Here is a 20,596-nt window from a genome sequence, read left to right on the forward strand (position 1 = left end):
TTTTCCTGTACGACTCACGGGAGCGATGTACTGATGGCGGACGAAGAGAAGCTGCGCGAGTACCTGACCAAGGTGGTCGGCGAGCTCCAGCAGACTCGCCAGCGACTTCGCCATGTCGAGTCCGGCGAAGCCGAACCCATCGCGATCGTCGCGATGAGCTGTCGCTATCCGGGGGAGGTGGCTTCTCCGGAGCAGCTGTGGGAGCTGGTGGCCTCCGGAGGTGACGCCGTCGCGGGGTTCCCCGCCGACCGTGGCTGGGACCTCGAGAAGCTGTACGACCCGGACGCCGACCATGCGCACCCGGGGACTTCGTACGCGAACGAGGGCGGCTTCCTCTACGATGCCGCGGACTTCGACCCGGGCCTCTTCGGGATCTCGCCGCGTGAGGCGCTGTCGATGGATCCGCAGCAGCGCCTGCTGCTGGAGACGTCGTGGGAGGCGTTCGAGCGTGCGGGCATCGACCCGCTCTCCGTACGCGGCAGCCGTACAGGTGTCTTCATCGGCGCCTCGACACAGGGTTACGGCATCGGTATGGCAGCGGCGCCCGGCTCGGACGGGCACGCGCTCACAGGGGATGTCACCTCTGTGCTGTCCGGCCGTGTCTCCTACACGTTGGGTCTCGAGGGCCCGGCGGTGACGGTGGACACGGCGTGCTCCTCGTCGCTCGTCGCGATGCACTGGGCGATCCAGGCGCTGCGCTCCGGTGAGTGCACGCAGGCATTGGCCGGCGGCGTCACTGTCATGTCCAACCCCGGTGTCTTCGTCGAATTCTCCCGGCAGCGAGGCCTGGCGGCCGACGGCCGGTGCAAGGCTTACGCCGAGGCCGCGGACGGCACCGGCTGGGGCGAAGGCGTGGGCATGCTCCTGCTGGAGCGGCTGTCCGACGCGCGGCGTAACGGCCATCAGGTGCTGGCGGTCGTGCGGGGCTCGGCGGTGAACCAGGACGGTGCGTCCAACGGTCTGACCGCGCCGAACGGCCCCGCCCAGCAGCGTGTGATCAGCCAGGCGCTGGCCGGTGCCAGGCTGTCCCCCGCACAGGTCGACGTCGTGGAGGGACACGGCACGGGTACCCGGCTGGGTGACCCGATCGAGGCGCAGGCGCTGCTGGCGACGTACGGGCAGGGTCGGTCGGAGGGCAGGCCGCTGCTGCTGGGGTCGATCAAGTCGAACATCGGTCATACGCAGTCCGCCGCCGGTGTGGCTGGTGTGATCAAGATGGTGATGGCGATGCGGCACGGTGTGGTGCCGCGCACGTTGCATGTGGATGAGCCGTCGTCGCAGGTGGACTGGTCGGCGGGCTCGGTGGAGCTGCTGACGGAGTCGGTGGCGTGGCCGGAGACGGGCGAGGCACGCCGGGCCGCCGTGTCGTCCTTCGGGATCAGCGGCACGAACGCGCACGTGGTCCTGGAGCAGGCGCTGGAGGCCGAAGCCGTGGCGGACACGGAGGCCGGTGTCGTGCTGCCGGTGGTGCCGTGGGTGGTGTCGGCGAAGTCCGAGGCGGGCCTGGATGCACAGGTGGCGCGGTTGTCGGCGTTCGCCGAGGGCCGGGATCCGGTGGATGTCGGGTTCTCGCTGGTGACGACGCGTGCGGCGTTGGAGCACCGTGCTGTACTGATCGGTGACCGGTCCGTGCGGGGCGAGGTGGTCGAAGGCCGGTCGGCGGTTTTGTTCTCGGGTCAGGGTGCGCAGCGGTCGGGTATGGGCCGTGAGCTGTATGGGTCCTATCCGGTGTTCGCGGATGCGTTCGATGCGGTGTGCGCGGAGCTGGACCGGCACTTGGACCAGCCGATCCGGGATCTGGTGTTCGAGGGTGGTGAGCTGCTGGATCAGACGCAGTTCACCCAGGCTGGGCTGTTCGCTCTCGAAGTGGCCTTGTTCCGCCTGGTCTCTGCATGGGGCGTGAAGCCGGATTACCTGCTGGGTCATTCGATCGGCGAGCTGTCGGCCGCGCACGTGGCCGGGGTGTTGTCGCTGGAGGATGCGGCGAAGCTGGTGGCGGCGCGTGGTCGTCTGATGCAGGCGTTGCCGGCGGGTGGGGCGATGGTCTCGCTCCAGGCGACGGAGGACGAGGTCCTGCCGGTGCTGACGGACGGCGTGTCCATCGCAGCGCTCAACGGCCCTTCCGCGACCGTGGTTTCCGGTGACGAGGACGCCGTTCTCGCGATCGCCGCGCAATTCGAGGCGGAGGGCCGTAAGACCAAGCGGCTGCGGGTCAGCCACGCGTTCCACTCGCCCCGTATGGATGCCATGCTGGACGATTTCCGTGCGGTTGCCGAGGGTCTTTCCTTCCACGCGCCTGAGATCGGGATCGTTTCGAACGTCACCGGTCAGGTTGTGTCGGCGGACGAGATCTGTACTTCCGAGTACTGGGTACGTCATGTCCGTGAGGCAGTCCGTTTCGTGGACGGGATGCGTGCGCTCCAGGACCAAGGCGTGGCCACATTCCTGGAGTTGGGTCCGGACGGTGTGCTGTCCGCGATTGGCCAGGACTGCATCGAGGAGTCGGCGGAGTCGGCGTTCGTCGCGGTCCTTCGCAAGGACCGCGACGAGCCGCAGTCGCTGGTGAAGGCGCTGGCAGAGGCACACGTGCGTGGTGTGCCGATCGCGTGGGAGGCGTACTTCGCGCGTTCCGGTGCGGCCCGGCTGGAGCTGCCGACCTACGCCTTCCAGCACGAGCGCTACTGGCCGGAGACCGCCCCGGTCGCCCTGGTGGCCGAGGACAGCGCCGGCTCGACGTCGGACCACCGTTTCTGGGATGCCGTCGAGAGCGGTGATCTCGACGCCTTGGCCCTGACGCTGGACTCGACCGACATCGGGTCGCTCCGCGACGTCATGCCTGTTCTCTCGTCCTGGCGCCGCCAGTCACGTGAACTCTCCACCGTGGACTCCTGGCGTTATCGGGTGGTGTGGAAGTCGGTCGCGGGTGTGGTGTCGGAGTCGCTTGCGGGTGGTTGGCTGGTGGTGTGTGGGCCGGGTGGTGTGGATGGTCCGGTGGTGTCGGGGCTGGTGGCTCGTGGTGCGGGGTTGCTGGTGGTCGACGGGGTTGTCGATGGTGGGGTGTTGGGGGAGCGGTTGGCCGGTGTGTCCGGTGTGGTGTCGTTGTTGGACGCTGCGGGGACGTTGGGGTTGATGCAGGTGTTGGCCGGTGTGGATGTGCCGGTGCGTCTGTGGTGTGTGACGAGTGGTGCGGTGTCGGTGGGGCGTGCGGATGGTGTGGTGGATCCGCTGGGTGCGCAGGTGTGGGGTCTGGGGCGTGTGGCTGGGCTGGAGTTGCCTGGTGTGTGGGGTGGGTTGGTCGATGTTCCGGCTGTTGTGGACGAGCGGGTGCTGGGCCGGTTGTGCGGTGTGCTGGCCGGTGGGGGTGGTGAGGATCAGGTGGCGGTGCGGGGCTCGGGTGTGTTCGGGCGTCGTGTGGTGCGTGCCCCGGGTGCGGGTGCGGGTGCGGGTGTGGTTGTGGGTGGGACGGTGTTGGTGACGGGGGGTTCGGGTGCTCTGGGTGGGCATGTGGCCCGGTGGGCGGTGGGTGAGGGTGCTGGCCGTTTGGTGCTGGTGAGTCGTGGTGGTTCGGCTGCGCCGGAGTTGGTGGAGGAGTTGGAGGGTCTGGGCGCCGAGGTGGTGGTCGCGGCGTGTGATGTGAGTGACCGGGGTGCTCTGGCGGGGCTGGTGGAGGAGGTCGAGGCGTCCGGTGGGCCGGTGCGCTCGGTGTTCCATGCGGCTGGTGTCGGTCAGATGACCGGCCTGGTGGGTATGACCGGGGACGAGTTCGCGGGTGTGCTGCGTGCCAAGGTGATGGGTGCGGACAACCTGGACGCGGTCTTCGGTGACCGGACGCTCGACGCGTTCGTGCTGTTCTCGTCGATCAGCGCCGTATGGGGCAGCGGCGGCCACGCCGCCTATGCGGCGGCGAACGCGCACCTCGACGCCCTGGCCGAGGGGCGGCGGGCCCGTGGCCTGACCGCCACCTCCATCGCCTGGGGACCCTGGGGACAGGGCGGCATGATCGAGGACATCGGCGAAGCAGAACTACGGCGACGCGGCCTGACCACGATGGCTCCTTCGACGGCGATCACCGCGCTGCACCGGGCGTTGACCGAGGACGACGTGCACGTTGCGGTCGCCGACGTCGACTGGGAACTCTTCGCGCCCGCCTTCACGGCCCTGCGGCCTAGCCCGCTCCTCGACGGTCTGCCCGAGGTGCGGCAGATACTGGAGCGCGCCGAGGCCCCGGCAGAGGAATCGGCCTTCAAGCAGCACCTGGCAGTTCTCGCCGCACCGGAACGTGATGCGGAACTGCTCGAACTCGTCCGCCGTGAGGCCGCGGTCGTACTGGGACACCGCAGCGCGGAGGACGTGCCCTCCGACCGTGCCTTCCAGCAGCTCGGCTTCGACTCACTCACCGCCGTCGAGCTGCGCAACAGGCTTACGGCGGCGACCGGTCTCTCCCTGCCCTCGACACTGATCTTCGACTATCCGACCCCTGTGGTGCTCGCGGGCCACATCCGCACCGAGGTGTTCGGGGAGGTGGCAGAGACACGAGGTACTGCATCGGTGACCAAGGAGTATGCCGAGGACCCGATCGTCATCGTAGGGATGAGCTGCCGGTTCCCCGGCGGCGTGGCGTCTCCCGAAGAGCTGTGGGCGCTGCTCGAATCCGGAGGCGACGGCATCTCAGGCTTCCCGGAGGACCGCAACTGGGACGTGGGTGCGCTCTATGACCCCGACCCCGAGAGCGTGGGGACGTCCTACGTCGCGCAAGGCGGATTCCTGCACGACGCGGCGGAGTTCGACCCCGACTTCTTCGGGATCTCCCCGCGTGAGGCGCTGGCGATGGACCCTCAGCAGCGACTGCTGCTCGAGGCGTCGTGGGAGGTCTTCGAGCGGGCCGGCATCGACCCGACGTCCCTCAAGGGCGACCGAGTCGGTGTGTTCACCGGTACCAACGGACAGGATTACGGCTACGTCCTGGGCGGGGCGGGCGACTCCGTCGTCGGATACGGCGCCACCGGAAGCTCTGCCAGCGTCCTGTCCGGGCGTATCGCGTACACCCTGGGTCTCGAAGGCCCGGCGGTGACGGTGGACACAGCCTGCTCGTCGTCCCTGGTAGCCCTGCACCTCGCCGCGCAGGCGCTGAGGGAAGGCGAGTGCACCATGGCCCTGGCCAGCGGTGTGACCGTCATGTCGATGCCAGGTGCCTTCGTGGAGTTCTCCCGGCAGGGCGGTCTCGCCGTGGACGGCCGGTGCAAGGCGTTCGCTGAGGCCGCGGACGGCACCGGCTGGGGTGAGGGCGTGGGCATGCTCCTGGTGGAGCGGCTCTCGGACGCGCGGCGCAACGGCCATGAGGTGCTGGCTGTGGTGCGGGGCAGCGCGGTGAACCAGGACGGTGCGTCCAACGGACTGACCGCACCCAACGGCCCCGCGCAGCAGCGGGTCATCCACCAGGCACTGATCAGCGCCGGTCTGGAGCCTGCGCAGGTGGACGTGGTCGAGGCACACGGCACGGGTACGACACTGGGCGACCCCATCGAGGCGCAGGCACTGCTCGCCACATACGGACAGGAGCGGCTAAACGAACGGCCGCTGCTGCTGGGGTCGATCAAGTCGAACATCGGTCATACGCAGGCGGCGGCCGGTGTGGCCGGGATCATCAAGATGGTGCTGGCGATGCGGCACGGTGTGCTGCCGCAGACGTTGCATGTGGATGAGCCGTCGTCGCATGTGGACTGGTCGGCGGGCTCGGTGGAGCTGCTGACGGAGTCGGTGGCGTGGCCGGAGACGGGTGAGCTGCGGCGGGCGGGTGTGTCGTCGTTCGGTATCAGTGGTACTAACGCGCACATCATTCTGGAGCAGGCTCCTGATGTGCAGAGGGTCGACAGGGCCGGCGCATCGGTGCCGGTGGTGCCGTGGGTGGTGTCGGCGAAGTCGGCCGAGGCGCTCGATGCGCAGGTGGAGAGGTTGTCGGCGTTCGCCGACGATCGGAATCCTCTGGATGTCGGGTTCTCGTTGGTGACGACGCGTGCGCGGTTGGAGCACCGTGCGGTGGTTGTGGGGGACCGGACGATCGTGGGGTCGGTGGCCCCGGGGCGTACGGGTGTGTTGTTCTCGGGTCAGGGTGCGCAGCGGTCGGGTATGGGCCGTGAGCTGTACGAGTCCTATCCGGTGTTTGCGGATGCTTTTGATGCGGTGTGTGCGGAGCTGGACCGGCATCTGGACCGTCCGGTCCGGGATGTGGTGTTCGGTGGTGGTGAGCTGCTGGATCAGACGCAGTTCACGCAGGCGGGGCTGTTCGCTCTCGAAGTGGCGTTGTTCCGCCTGGTCTCTGCGTGGGGTGTGAAGCCGGATTACCTTCTGGGTCATTCGATCGGTGAGTTGTCGGCTGCGCACGTCGCCGGGGTGTTGTCGCTTGAAGACGCCGCGGTGCTGGTGGCGGCGCGTGGTCGTTTGATGCAGGCGTTGCCGGCGGGTGGGGCGATGGTCTCGCTCCAGGCCACCGAGGCGGAAGTCCTGCCGCTGCTGACCGAGCACGTGTCCATCGCCGCGCTCAACGGGCCCTCGGCCACGGTGGTTTCCGGTGGCGAGGACGCGGTCCTCGCGATCGCTGGGCACTTCGAGGCGGAGGGTCGTAAGACCAAGCGGCTTCGGGTGAGCCATGCGTTCCACTCGCCTCGTATGGACGCGATGCTGGACGATTTCCGCGCGGTGGCCGAAGGTCTTTCCTTCCACGCGCCTGAGATCGGGATCGTTTCGAACGTCACCGGTCAGGTGGTGTCGGGCGACGAGGTCTGTTCGGCGGACTACTGGGTGCGCCATGTCCGTGACGCGGTCCGTTTCGTGGACGGGATGCGTGCGCTCCAGGACCAGGGCGTGACCGTGTTCCTGGAGCTTGGTCCGGACGGTGTGCTGTCCGCGATGGGCCAGGACTGCATCGAGGACTCCGCGTTCTTCCCGGTTCTCCGCAAGGACCGCGACGAGGCCCGGACGCTCGTCACCGCCCTCGCCGAACTCCACGTACGCGGAGGGTCCGTCGACTGGGCGGCGTACTTCGCCGGTACCGGTGCCCGCCGCATCGACCTGCCCACCTACGCCTTCCAGCGCGAGCACTACTGGCCCGCCGCCGCAGCACGGTGGATGGGTGACGTCTCCGCGTTCGGACTGCGCCCTGTCGGACACCCGATGCTCGGTGCTGCGATGACGCGGGCCGACGCGGACGGGCTGATCATGACCGGCCGCCTGTCGCTGCAGACACATCCGTGGCTCGGTGACCACGCCGTGCTGGGCGCGGTCCTGCTCCCGGGCACGGCCTACGTGGAACTTGTCCTGCAAGCCGGCGAACACGTCGGTTGCGGTCTCCTCGAGGAGCTGACGCTCCAGACCCCGCTGGTGCTGCCTGAACACGGCGGAGTCGCCGTACAGCTGACCGTGGGCCCGGAGGACGCGGAAGGCAAGCGTTCCGTCGCCTTGTACTCCCGGCCCGCCGAAGGTGAGGACGGCGCCCTGCCTTGGCAGGAGCACGCGGCCGGCGTGCTGGCCCCTGCGGGCGCCGAGGTCAGCGATCAGGAGCTGGCCGACTGGCCGCCCCGCGACGCTGTCGCCGTGTCCGTCGACGGGCACTACGAGGCCCTGGCCGAGCACGGCTACGGCTACGGCCCCGTGTTCCAAGGGCTGCGGGCCGCCTGGCGCCGTGGCGAGGACATCTTCGCCGAGGTCTCGCTGCCCGACGGTGCCGAGGCCGAGCGCTTCGGTCTGCACCCCGCCCTGCTCGACTCCGCCCTGCACGCGATGGGGCTGAACGGCGGTGGCGAGTCCCAGGGCGATGCGCCGGGGGTCGGCCTGCCGTTCGCCTGGTCGGGCGTCTCCGTGTACGCGGTCGGCGCTTCCGTGCTGCGGGTGCGGATCACCCCCACGGCGTCGGGCGTCCGCCTGCTGGCCGCCGACGGTTCCGGTTCGCCGGTCGCACACGTCGAGTCGCTGGTTCTGCGTCCGGTGACCGCAGAGCAACTCACGGCACCCGGAGCCGATCAGGACGCGTTGTTCCACCTCGAATGGACGCCCCTCTCCGTGCCGCCGCTGCCGTCGGACGGTCCCGCCCGACGGTGGGCCGTGATCGGTGAGGGCTGGCCGGTTGCCCTGGGAGCCGAGCCTTGCGCGGAGCTGGCAGCCGTGGACCCGGCCGTCGGCCTCGTCCTCGTCACGCACGGCGGCGATGCCGGTGACGACCTGGCGTCCGACGTGCGCCGGAGTGTGCACGAGCTGCTCGCGCTGGTCCAGGAATGGCTGGCCGATGCCCGCTTCGCCGACGCCTTGCTGGTGGTCGCGACCTGCGGGGCGGTCGTGCCCCGTGGGGAGGACGAACTGTCCGACCTGGCCGGAGCGGCGGCCTGGGGCCTGATCCGCTCGGCGCAGTCCGAGAACCCCGGCCGGCTGGTCCTCGTGGATCTCGACGACTCCCACGCCACGCTCCTCCCCGCACTGGCCACGGGCGAGCCGCAGCTCGCCATCCGTGCCGGTGACGTGTTCGTACCAAGGCTGGGCCGTCCTTCGGCCGGGGAGTCCCTCGTACCGCCGTCCGGGGACGCCCCGTGGCGGCTGGACATCGCGGAGAAGGGCACTCTCGAGAACCTCTCGCTCGCCGGCTGCCCCGACGTTGCCGAGCCCCTCGCCCCAGGGGCGGTACGGGTCGGCATGCGTGCCGCAGGTCTGAACTTCCGCGACGTCCTCATCGCGCTGGGCGTCTACCCCGGTGACGCGACCATGGGTATCGAGGGCGCCGGAATCGTCCTGGAGACCGGACCCGGGGTCACCGGGCTGGAGCCCGGCGATCGCGTGATGGGCCTGTTCTCCGGGGCGTTCGGGCCGGTTGCGGTCACCGACCGCCGCACATTGGCCCGTATCCCGGACGGCTGGTCCTTCACCGAGGCGGCATCGGCCCCGGTGGTCTTCATGACCGCCTATTACGCGCTCGTCGACCTGGGACGACTGCAACCCGGCGAGTCGGTCCTGGTGCACGCTGCCGCAGGCGGTGTCGGCATGGCAGCCGTGCAACTCGCGCAGCACCTGGGTGCCGAGGTCTTCGGAACCGCGAGCAGCGGCAAGTGGGACGTGGTGCGCTCGCTCGGGCTGGACGACGCACACATCGCCTCCTCGCGCACACTCGACTTCGAAGGACAGTTCCTCGACGTCACCGAAGGACGCGGCGTCGATGTCGTCCTGGACTCCCTCGCCCGGGAGTTCGTGGACGCGTCACTGCGACTGCTGCCGCGTGGCGGCCGGTTCATGGAGATGGGCAAGACCGACATCCGGGACGCGGAGGTGATCGCCGAGAACTTCCCCGGCGTCGCCTATCAGGCCTTCGACCTCATCGAGGCCGGCCCCGAGCGGATCGGTCAGCTGATGGCCGAGGTGCTCGCGCTCTTCGACAGCGGCGCGCTCAAGCCGCTGCCGATCCGTACCTGGGACGTGCGGCAGGCTCCGGAGGCGTTCCGCTTCCTGGCCAAGGCACGCCACGTCGGCAAGGTCGTCCTGACCGTGCCCGAACCGGTGGAGCGGCACGGAACGGTCCTGGTGACCGGAGCCACCGGCGCCCTCGGTGGACTGGTCGCACGCCACCTCGTGGCCGAGCACGGAGTGCGCAGCCTCGTGCTGACGGGCCGTCGCGGGGCATCGGCGGCCGGCGCGGCCGCGCTCGCCGCCGAACTGACCGAGGCCGGAGCCGACGTCGTGCTGGCCGCCTGTGATGTCACCGACCGCGGCCAACTGGCAGCCGTCCTGGCAGCCGTGCCCGAGGACCGGCCGCTGACCGGGGTCGTGCACGCCGCGGGAGTCCTCGACGACGGTGTGGTGTCGTCCATGACGGGCGAGAGCCTCGACACCGTGTTGAGTCCCAAGGTCGAAGGCGCGGTCCACCTGCATGAGCTCACCGCAGGGCTCGACCTCTCGATGTTCGTCACGTTCTCCTCGGTGGCAGGCGTCTTCGGCGGACCCGGCCAGGCGAACTACGCGGCGGCCAACGCCTTCCTCGACGGTCTCGCCCAGCAGCGCCGTGGCGCGGGGCTGGCGGCGACCTCAGTGGCGTGGGGCCCCTGGGCCACCACCGACGGGATGCTCGGACAGCTCGACGGCTCCGACGTGGACCGTATGGTGCGTTCCGGCGTCCTCCCGCTCTCGGACGAACAGGGACTCGCCCTCTTCGACGCCGCGCTGGCCTCTCCACGGGCAGCCCTGGTGCCGGTCGGCCTTGACCTCATTGCCCTCCAGACGCAGGCCGCCGCAGGTGCGCTGCCCGGAGTGTTCCGCGGACTGGTCCGTACATCCGGCCGGCGCCGGGCTCCGGCCGCCGTCGCGACGGGTGCGTCCACCCTGGGGCAGCGCCTCGCCGGGCTCGCCCCGCAGGAGCGCGACCGGGAGCTTCTGGACCTCGTACGGGCCCAGGCGGCCTCCGTACTCGGCCATGCGGGCGCGGAGACGGTCGACGGTGACAAGCAGTTCAAGGAGCTGGGCGTCGACTCCCTCACAGCGGTGGAGCTGCGCAACCGGCTGAATGCCGCGACGGGCCTCCGGCTGCCCGCGACCCTCGTCTTCGACTACCCCACGCCCGCCGCACTCGCCGGATTCCTGCTGACCGAGATACTGGGCGTCGTCGTACCGGAGAACGCGAGCGCGATTCTCACGGCCGCCGGTGACGACCCGATCGCGATCGTCGGGATGAGCTGCCGGTTCCCCGGCGAGGTGAACTCGCCCGACGACCTGTGGCGGCTGCTCCTCGACGACGGAGACGCGATCACCGGGTTCCCCGACGACCGCGGCTGGCACGCCGACCGGCTGAACACCCCGGAACCGGAGGCGGGCGCCGAACAGCTCGTCACCGTGCGCGACGGTGGATTCCTGACCGGCGCGAGCGCCTTCGACCCCGGCTTCTTCGGGATCTCGCCCCGTGAGGCCCTTGGAATGGACCCCCAGCAGAGACTGCTGCTGGAGACCGCCTGGGAGACGTTCGAATCCGCGGGCATCGACCCCGCCGAAATGCGCGGGAGCGCGACCGGAGTGTTCGCCGGTGCGTCGTCGTCCGCCTACGGCGCCGGGGCGCAACTGCCCGAAGGCTTCGAAGGGAACGCCCTGACCGGCAGCGCGACCAGCGTCGTGTCCGGTCGGGTGTCGTACACCTTCGGCCTCGAGGGCCCCGCCGTCACGGTGGACACGGCGTGCTCGTCCTCGCTGGTGGCCCTTCACCTCGCGGTGCAGGCGCTGCGTCAGGGTGAGTGCACCATGGCACTGGCCGGCGGTGTCACGATCATGGCCGACCCCGGCATCTTCATCGAGTTCAGCCGTCAGCGCGGGCTGGCACCGGACGGCCGTTGCAAGCCGTTCGCCGAGGCGGCGGACGGCACGGGGTGGTCCGAGGGCGCCGGCATGGTGCTGGTGGAACGGCTCTCGGACGCGCAGCGCAACGGGCACCGTGTGCTCGCTGTCGTACGCGGTTCAGCCGTGAACCAGGACGGTGCGTCGAACGGCCTGACAGCCCCGAACGGGCCCTCGCAGCAACGGGTCATCCGCCAGGCGCTGGCGAACGCGGGAGTCGAAGCCGGGCACATCGATGCCGTCGACGCGCACGGTACGGGCACGCGGCTGGGCGACCCGATCGAGGCACAGGCACTGCTGGCGACGTACGGGCAGGAGCGACCGGAGGGCAGGCCACTGCTGCTGGGGTCCATCAAGTCGAACATCGGTCACACGCAGGCTGCCGCAGGTGTGGCCGGTGTGATCAAGATGGTGCAGGCCATGCGCCACGGGCTGTTGCCCCGCACCCTCCACGTGGACGAGCCGACGTCCCACGTCGACTGGTCGGCGGGCTCGGTGGAGCTGCTGACGGAGCCGGTGGCGTGGCCGGAGACGGCCGACGCACGGCGTGCGGCGGTGTCGTCCTTCGGGATCAGCGGGACGAATGCGCACGTGATCCTGGAGCAGGCTCCGGAGAGCGAGGCCGCGCAGTCCTCGGTGGACGTCTCGGTGCCGGTGGTGCCGTGGGTGGTGTCGGCGAAGTCGGCCGAGGCGCTCGATGCGCAGGTGGAGCGGGTCTCGGCGTTCGCCGACGATCGGAATCCACTGGATGTCGGGTTCTCGTTGGTGACGACACGCGCACGGTTGGAGCACCGCGCGGTGGTCGTCGGTGACCGGACGGTCAGGGGTGCGGTCTCGCCAGGCCGGTCGGCGGTGTTGTTCTCGGGTCAGGGTGCGCAGCGGTCGGGTATGGGTCGTGAGCTGTATGGGTCCTATCCGGTGTTCGCGGATGCGTTTGATGCGGTGTGTGCGGAGCTGGACCGGCACTTGGACCGTCCGGTCCGGGATGTGGTGTTCGAGGGTGGTGAACTGCTGGATCAGACGCAGTTCACCCAGGCTGGGCTGTTCGCTCTCGAAGTTGCGCTGTTCCGCCTGGTCTCTGCGTGGGGTGTGAAGCCGGATTACCTTCTGGGTCATTCGATCGGCGAGCTGTCGGCCGCGCACGTCGCTGGGGTGCTGTCGCTTGAGGATGCGGCGAAGCTGGTGGCGGCGCGTGGTCGTCTGATGCAGGCGTTGCCGGCGGGTGGGGCGATGGTCTCGCTCCAGGCGACGGAGGACGAAGTCCTGCCGGTGCTGACGGACGGCGTGTCCATCGCCGCACTGAACGGGCCCTCTGCGACGGTGGTTTCCGGTGACGAGGACGCGGTCCTGGCGATTGCCGCGCATTTCGAGGCGGAGGGTCGTAAGACCAAGCGGCTGCGGGTGAGCCATGCGTTCCACTCGCCTCGCATGGACGCGATGCTGGACGACTTCCGCGCGGTGGCGGAATCTCTGACCTTCCATCGGCCTGAGATCGGGATCGTCTCCAACGTCACCGGTGAGGTGGTGTCGGGCGACGAGGTCTGCTCGGCGGACTACTGGGTGCGCCATGTCCGTGACGCGGTCCGTTTCGTGGACGGGATGCGTGCGCTCCAGGACCAGGGCGTGGCCACGTTCCTGGAGCTTGGTCCGGACGGTGTGCTGTCCGCGATGGGTCAGGACTGCATCGAGGACTCCGCGTTCTTCCCGGTTCTCCGCAAGGACCGCGACGAGGCCCGGACGCTCGTCACCGCCCTCGCCGAACTCCACGTACGCGGAAGGTCCGTCGACTGGGCGGCGTACTTCGCCGGTACCGGCGCCCGCCGCATCGACCTGCCCACCTACGCCTTCCAGCACGAGCGGTTCTGGCTCTCCGCGCCCGCTGCGCCCCTCGGGGACATGGCGGCGGCCGGTATGGGCCGCTCCGATCACCCGCTGCTGGGGGCCGGCGTACGGCTGGCCGGTACCGACGGGTTCCTGTTCACCGGACGGCTGTCGGTCGAGTCGCACGCCTGGCTCGGTGACCACTTGGTGCTGGGTTCCGTCGTCGTCCCGAGTACCGCCTTCGTGGAGCTGGCGCTCCACGCGGGCGAGCGGTTCGGCGCCGAACTGCTGGAATCGATGACCGTACGTACTCCACTGGTCCTCCCCGAGCACACGTCGGTCGGCGTCCAGCTGGTCGTCGCGGCGGACGACGGCACCGGACGGCGCAAGGTCGAGGTGTACGCACGGCCCACGGCGGGCGGCCCGGAGACGGACTGGACGCTGCACGCCGCAGGTGTACTGGCCACGGCGCAGGAACTTCCGACCTCGGCACCGGAGTTCGAGGTGTGGCCACCGAAGGACGCCGCCCCTGTACCGGTGCAGGGCATGTACGACGATCTGGCCGACGCCGGATACGACTTCGGGCCCGTCTTCCGTGGAGTGCACTCGGTATGGCGCCGAGGCGATGAGGTGTTCGCCGAGATCGCGCTCGACGAGGACACGGACACCCAGGGGTTCGGTCTGCATCCCGCTCTGCTGGCCGCAGCCTGCCACCCGGCCTCCGGTGGTCTGCCGTCCTCGTGGTCCGGCGTGACACTGTCCGCTGTGGGCGCGAAGGCCCTGCGTGTGCTGATTCGCCCGGCGGAACAGGGCGTCGCCGTCTTCATGGCCGACGAGACCGGTGAGCCGGTAGCCGCGGCGGAGTCCGTGGTACTGACTCCGGTGACGCCGGATCAGCTCCGGACCGACTCCGGCGAGCGGGATTCGCTCTTCGCCCTCGAATGGGCGCCGGTGAAGCTGCCGTCCGACGCCGTCGCGGGTACCTGGGCCGTTCTGGGAGAACCGGGCGCGCTCGCCCCGCTCGGCCTGACGGCCCATGCCGGCCTCGCCGACCTCGACCAGGTACCCGACGTCGTCTTCTGCGTCCCGGATGTCGCCGACGACGATCTGGCCTCCCGTACGCACGCCACCGGTCATGTGGTTCTCGGAACCGTGCAGGAGTGGCTGAGCGACGACCGGTTCGCGGACGCCGTCCTGGCAATCGTGACCAAGGGAGCGGTCGCCGTCGGAGACGGCGGATCGGACGACCTGGCGGGTGCCACCGCCTGGGGGCTCGTACGGTCGGCCCAGTCCGAGAACCCCGGCCGGCTGCTGCTCATCGACCTGGACGACCACGCCGAATCGGCCGGCGCCCTGGCGGCGATCCTGGCGGGAGGCGAACCCCAGGTCGCGATCCGTGCGGGCCGTGCGTTCGCACCTCGGCTGGCACGGCCGGCGCCGCGCCCCGAAGCAGTCGAACCGGTGGAGCACGGCACCGTCCTGGTCACGGGAGCGACCGGCGCCATCGGCGCCCTGGTCGCACGGCACCTCGTGGCCCGTCACGGTGTCCGCAGCCTGGTCCTGACCAGCCGCCGAGGCCCGGAGGCGCCGGGCGCCGCCGACCTCGCCGCCGAGCTGAGGGCGGCCGGCGCCGAGGTCGAGCTGGCGGCCTGTGACGCGGCCGACCGGCAGCAGCTGGCTGCCGTACTCGCCTCGATCCCTGCCGACCGTCCGCTGACGGGTGTGGTGCACGCGGCCGGTGTCGTCGACGACGGTGTCGTCTCCTCCCTGACCGCCGAGCGGCTGGACACCGTGCTGCGCCCCAAGGTCGACGCTGCCGTACACCTCCACGAGCTCACCGAGCAGTTGGACCTGTCGATGTTCGTCCTGTTCTCCTCGGTCGCCGGAACCTTCGGTTCCCTGGGCCAGGGCAACTACGCGGCGGCGAACGCCTTCCTCGACGCGCTGGCCCAGCACCGCGCGGGCCGTGGGCTGGCCGCCACGTCGCTGGCCTGGGGTCCGTGGGACCTCGCCGACGGCATGGTCGGACGTCTGCACGACGGCGATACGAGCAGGATGAGCAGGTCCGGAGTGGTCCCCCTGACGGCCGACGAAGGCCTGACGCTCCTCGACACGGCGCTCGCCGGCGGCCACGCCACTCTCGTGCCCGTACACCTGGACCTCGTGGCCCTGCGCGCACAGGCTGCCGTCGGTGCCCTCGCGGGGGTGTTCCGCGGACTGGTCCGTACGAGCTCACGCCGCAGGGCGGGATCCGCAGCCGGCTCACTCAAGTTGCTGCAGAAGCTCGCGGGGCTCACCCGGGAGGAACGCGGCACCGCCCTGCTGGATGTCGTGCGTGCCCAGGTCGCAGCGGTGCTCGGCCACAGCGGTACCGAAACGGTGGGCGTCGACCGGCCGTTCAAGGATCTGGGCTTCGACTCACTGACCGCCGTGGAGCTGCGTAACCGGCTCGACGCGGTCACGGGCCTACGGCTCCCCGCGACGCTGATCTTCGACTATCCCACTCCGGCGGCCCTTTCCGACTTCGTACTCGGAGAGGTCCTGGGCACACAGCCCGAGGCCCCCGTAGCCCTGCCGACCGCTGCGGCGGCGGACGACGACCCGATCGCGATCGTCGGCATGAGCTGCCGGTACGCCGGTGGGGTGGCGAGCGCCGACGACCTGTGGCGGCTGGTCGCCACGGGCGGGGACGGAATATCCGGTTTCCCGACCGACCGCGGCTGGGACCTGGACAGCCTGTACGCGGCGGCCGGCGAGGACGGCGGGTCGACGACGCTCGAGGGCGGGTTCCTCTACGACGTCGCGGAATTCGACCCCGGCTTCTTCGGGATCTCGCCCCGTGAAGCCGTGGCGATGGACCCACAGCAGCGGCTGCTGCTCGAAATCTCATGGGAGGCGTTCGAGCACGCCGGGATCGACCCCACGTCCGTGCGGGGCCATCACATCGGAGTCTTCGCGGGTACCGCCTCGTCCAGCTACGGGGCCGGGATGCGGCTGCCGGAGGGGACCGAAGGCCACCTGCTGACCGGTAACGCGACCAGCGTCATCTCCGGTCGCGTCTCCTACACCTTCGGTTTCGAGGGCCCGGCCGTCACGGTGGACACGGCGTGCTCGTCCTCGTTGGTGGCTCTGCACCTGGCGACGCAGGCCCTGCGGTCGGGCGAATGCTCCATGGCGCTGGCCGGCGGTGTGACGGTGCTGACGAACCCGGGCATCTTCGCCGAGTTCTCCCGCCAGCGCGGTCTGGCGGCCGACGGCCGCTGCAAGGCCTTCGCCGATACGGCCGACGGCACGGGGTGGTCCGAGGGCGCCGGCATGGTGCTCGTGGAGCGGCTCTCCGACGCGCGGCGCAACGGGCACAGGGTGCTGGCGGTGGTGAGAGGGTCGGCGGTCAACCAGGACGGTGCGAGCAACGGCCTGACGGCGCCGAACGGACCCTCGCAGCAGAGTGTGATCCGACAGGCTCTGGCGAATGCCGGGCTCTCCCCGGAGCGGGTCGACGCGGTGGAGGCGCACGGTACGGGTACGAAGCTGGGTGACCCGATCGAGGCGCAGGCGCTGCTCGCCACCTACGGGCGCGAGCGCACGGACGACCGGCCGCTGCTGCTGGGGTCCGTCAAGTCGAACATCGGGCACTCGCAGTCCGCGGCGGGCGTCGCAGGCATCATCAAGATGGTGCAGGCCATCCGCCACGGTGTGCTGCCCCGGACCCTGCACGTGGACACTCCGTCCTCGCAGGTGGACTGGGCGGCGGGTGCTGTCGAGCTGCTGACCGAGTCGACGCCCTGGCCGGAGACGGGCGAGGCCAGGCGTGCGGGAGTTTCGTCGTTCGGTATCAGTGGCACGAACGCGCACGTCATCCTCGAGCAGGCGCCGGACGACGACGCCGCAGCCGCAGTCGAGTCCGGGCCCCCGGCCGGCACCGCGTTGCCGTTCGTGCTCTCCGGGAAGTCGGAGGGCGCGCTGCGCGACCAGGCCGCGCGTCTGGCACAGGCCGTGGCGGACGCGCCGGCGCTCTCGGTGCCGGATCTCGCACACGCACTGGCCGTGAGCCGGTCGCGGTTCGAGCACCGTGCGGTGATCGTCGCCGCGGACTCGGACGAGCTCCGGGCGGGACTGGACGCGCTGCTGGTGGCCGGTCGTTCCGGGCCGGGTGTGGTGCGGGGTGCCGCAGCGGATGTGACGCGTCCGGTGTTCGTGTTCCCTGGTCAGGGTTCGCAGTGGGCGGGTATGGCTGCGGGTCTGCTGGAGTCCTCGGATGTGTTCGCGGCGCGGATCCGGGAGTGTGCGGCGGCGTTGTCCGTGCACACGGACTGGTCGTTGCTGGGTGTGTTGCGTGGGGAGCCGGGTGTTCCTGGGTTGGACCGGGTTGATGTGGTGCAGCCGGTGTTGTGGGCGGTGATGGTGTCGTTGGCCGAGGTGTGGCGGGCGGCTGGTGTGGTGCCTGCGGCGGTGATGGGGCATTCGCAGGGTGAGATCGCTGCGGTGTGTGTGGCTGGTGGGCTGTCTCTGGAGGACGGTGCGCGGGTCGTGGCGTTGCGGAGCCGGGCGATCCTGGAGCTGTCGGGCTTGGGCGGCATGATGTCTGTCGGGGAGCCGGCGGATGAGGTTCGTGTGCGGCTCGCCCGTTGGGAGGGGCGGCTCTCTGTCGCGGCGGTGAACGGCCCGTCCTCGGTGGTGGTCTCCGGTGACGGTGACGCGCTTGAGGAGCTGTTGCTGGAGTGCAAGGCCGACGGTGTGCGGGCCAAGCGCATCGATGTGGATTACGCGTCGCACAGTGCGCATGTGGAGCGTATCCACGGCCGGCTGCTGGAGGTGCTGGCGGATCTGTCCCCGCGTTCCTCGCAGGTGCCGTTGTACTCCACTGTGACCGGCGAGCTCCTGGACACGGCGGGTATGGATGCCGAGTACTGGTACACCAATCTGCGCCGGACGGTTCTCCTGGAGGACACGACCCGGGTTCTGCTGGATGCCGGGCACAGTGTGTTCGTCGAGGTCAGCCCGCACCCGGTGCTGGCCGTGGGGCTGGAGGAGACGTTCGAGGCCGCCGGCAGTGACGCGGTGGCGCTAGGGACGCTGCGCCGTGACGAGGACGAAGCCCGCCGCTTCACGACCTCCCTGGCAGAAGCACACGTGCACGGGGTCGAGCTGGACTGGGATGCCCTGTTCGCCGGTCGTGCGCCTGCCCATGTCGACCTGCCCACCTACGCCTTCCAGCGCCGGCACTACTGGCCCGAAGTCCTGGCCGCTCCCACTGCGGGCACCGTGGACCCGGTCGACGCCCAGTTCTGGGAGGCCGTCGAGCACGGTGACCTCACCACGCTCGCCCGGACGCTGGACATCGAGGGGGCGTCGCTGGGCGCGGTCCTGCCCGCTCTTTCCTCCTGGCGGAAGCAACGGCGTGAGGCCTCCACCACCGACTCGTGGCGATACCGGTCCAGTTGGGCCCCGCTGGCCGAGGGGTCAGCCTCTCTCACGGGCAGCTGGCTGGTCGTGGCCTCGACGACCGGCGCGAGCGCCGAACTCGCCCCGGCCGTCGTCCATGCCATGCGCGCCCAGGGGGCCGACGTCCTGCACTGCTCCGTGGACGACGTACTCGACCGGGTGACGCTGTCCCAGGAGCTGGCCGGCACACTCGGCGACCGCACCGCCGTCGCCGGGATCCTGTCCCTGTGCTCCGTGGACGAGGAGCCGGTCGCCGGAACGCCGGAGCTCACCAACGGCCTGGCCGCGACCGTGACGCTCGTACAGGCGCTCGGTGATTCAGCCGTCGCGGCGCCCCTGTGGTGTCTGACCCAGGGCGCCGTCCGGACGAACGGTCATGACGGTTCCATCAGCCCCGCGCAGTCCCTGGTCTGGGGCATGGGCAGGGTGGCCGCTCTCGAACACCCCGAGCGCTGGGGCGGGTTGATCGATCTCGCCGATGCGCCCGACGAGCGTGCGCTGTCGCGGCTGTGCGGGCTGCTCGCCGGGGCCGGGGACGAGGACCAGCTCGCCGTACGTCCGGGCGGCGTGTTCGCCCGCCGCCTGGTGCCGGCGCCCCCGGTGGGTTCGGGCCGCTCCTGGACGCCCGAGGGCACGGTGCTCGTCACCGGGGGCACCGGAGCGATCGGCAGGCAGCTGGCCCGAAGGCTCTGCGGTGACGGCGCAGAGCACGTGGTGCTCCTGAGCCGGCGGGGAGCCGATGCACCGGGTGCGGCCGAGCTGATCCAGGAGCTGGAGGGATCGGGCACCAGGATCACCGTCGCCGCCTGCGACGTGGCGGATCGTGACGCGCTGGACGGCATGGTGGCGCGGCTGACCGCCGACGGCGATCGGATCACCGCGGTGCTCCACGGTGCCGGGGAACTGGACGACGCGGTCATGGGCGCGCTCACCCCCGAGCGGCTGGCCGCCGCGCTGCGCGCCCATGTGGGCGGCGCCCGGAACCTGCACGAGGTGACAGAGGGCTTGGACCTCACCGCCTTCGTCATGTTCTCGGGCATCGCCGGTACCGTCGGAGGCGCGGGCCAAGGAGCCTTCGCCGCCGCGAGCGCCTATCTTGACGCGTTCGCCGTGCACCGCAGGTCGCTCGGTCTGACGGCCACGTCGATCGCCTGGGGCCCGTGGGCCGAGGGCGGTCCGGCCACCTCGGACGACACGTTCGCCGAACGGATGGGCCGCCGTGGGCTGACCGTTCTGCCGACCGCCTCCGCTCTGCCCGCGCTGGGACGGGCGGTGGCGCAGGACGGCCCGTCCCTGCTGATCGCGGACATCGACTGGGCGCTCTACGGGCCCTCGGTCGCCTCGGTCCGGCCCAGCCCGCTGATCGCCGACGTCCCGCAGATGCGGGAGCTCGCACGCGCGGCGGAAGAAGCCGGAGACGGCGCCGCGGACAGCGCGGCAGTGTTCCGGAGGACGGTGGCCGAACTGTCCGAGGCCGAACTCGGTCAGATGCTCCTGGAGCTGGTACGCACCGAGGCAGCCGGGACGCTCGGTCACAGCGAGATCGAGGCGGTCGGAGCCAAGCGGCCCTTCAGGGATCTCGGGTTCGAGTCACTGACCGCCGTGGAACTGCGTAACCGGCTCAGTACGCGCACGGGGCTGCGCCTTCCGGTGACGCTGGCGTTCGACTATCCGACACCGGTGGCACTGGCCGCTTTCCTGCGGACCGAGGTCGGTGAGAACACCGAGCCGCAGGCCGTCCCCGTCCTGGCCGAGCTGGACAGGCTGGAGGAGGCCCTGGCCTCGTTCTCCGCGGACCGCACCGCGCGGCACCGGATCGGAGCACGGCTGCGCGACATCCTCTCCGGCTGGGACGAGGAGCCGGCGACGGGCGACGGGGCATCGGCCACGGTCGCCGAGAAGCTCCAGGCGGCATCGGCCGACGAGGTCCTGGCATTCATCGACAACGAGCTCGGGGCCTCCTGATGGGTCGGCACCG

General features: G+C 70.4%; 1 protein-coding gene. It reads left to right on the plus strand.

Features of this window, described 5'->3' with window-relative positions; translation table 11 throughout:
* Positions 1-30: 30 nt before the first annotated feature.
* On the plus strand, positions 31-20,583 hold the full coding sequence (locus HED23_RS14600; RefSeq protein WP_238442269.1) for a type I polyketide synthase: 20,553 nt from the start codon (positions 31-33) through the stop codon (positions 20,581-20,583).
* Positions 20,584-20,596: the final 13 nt, after the last annotated feature.

The organism is Streptomyces pratensis, assembly GCF_016804005.1.
Lineage (GTDB): Bacteria > Actinomycetota > Actinomycetes > Streptomycetales > Streptomycetaceae > Streptomyces > Streptomyces pratensis_A.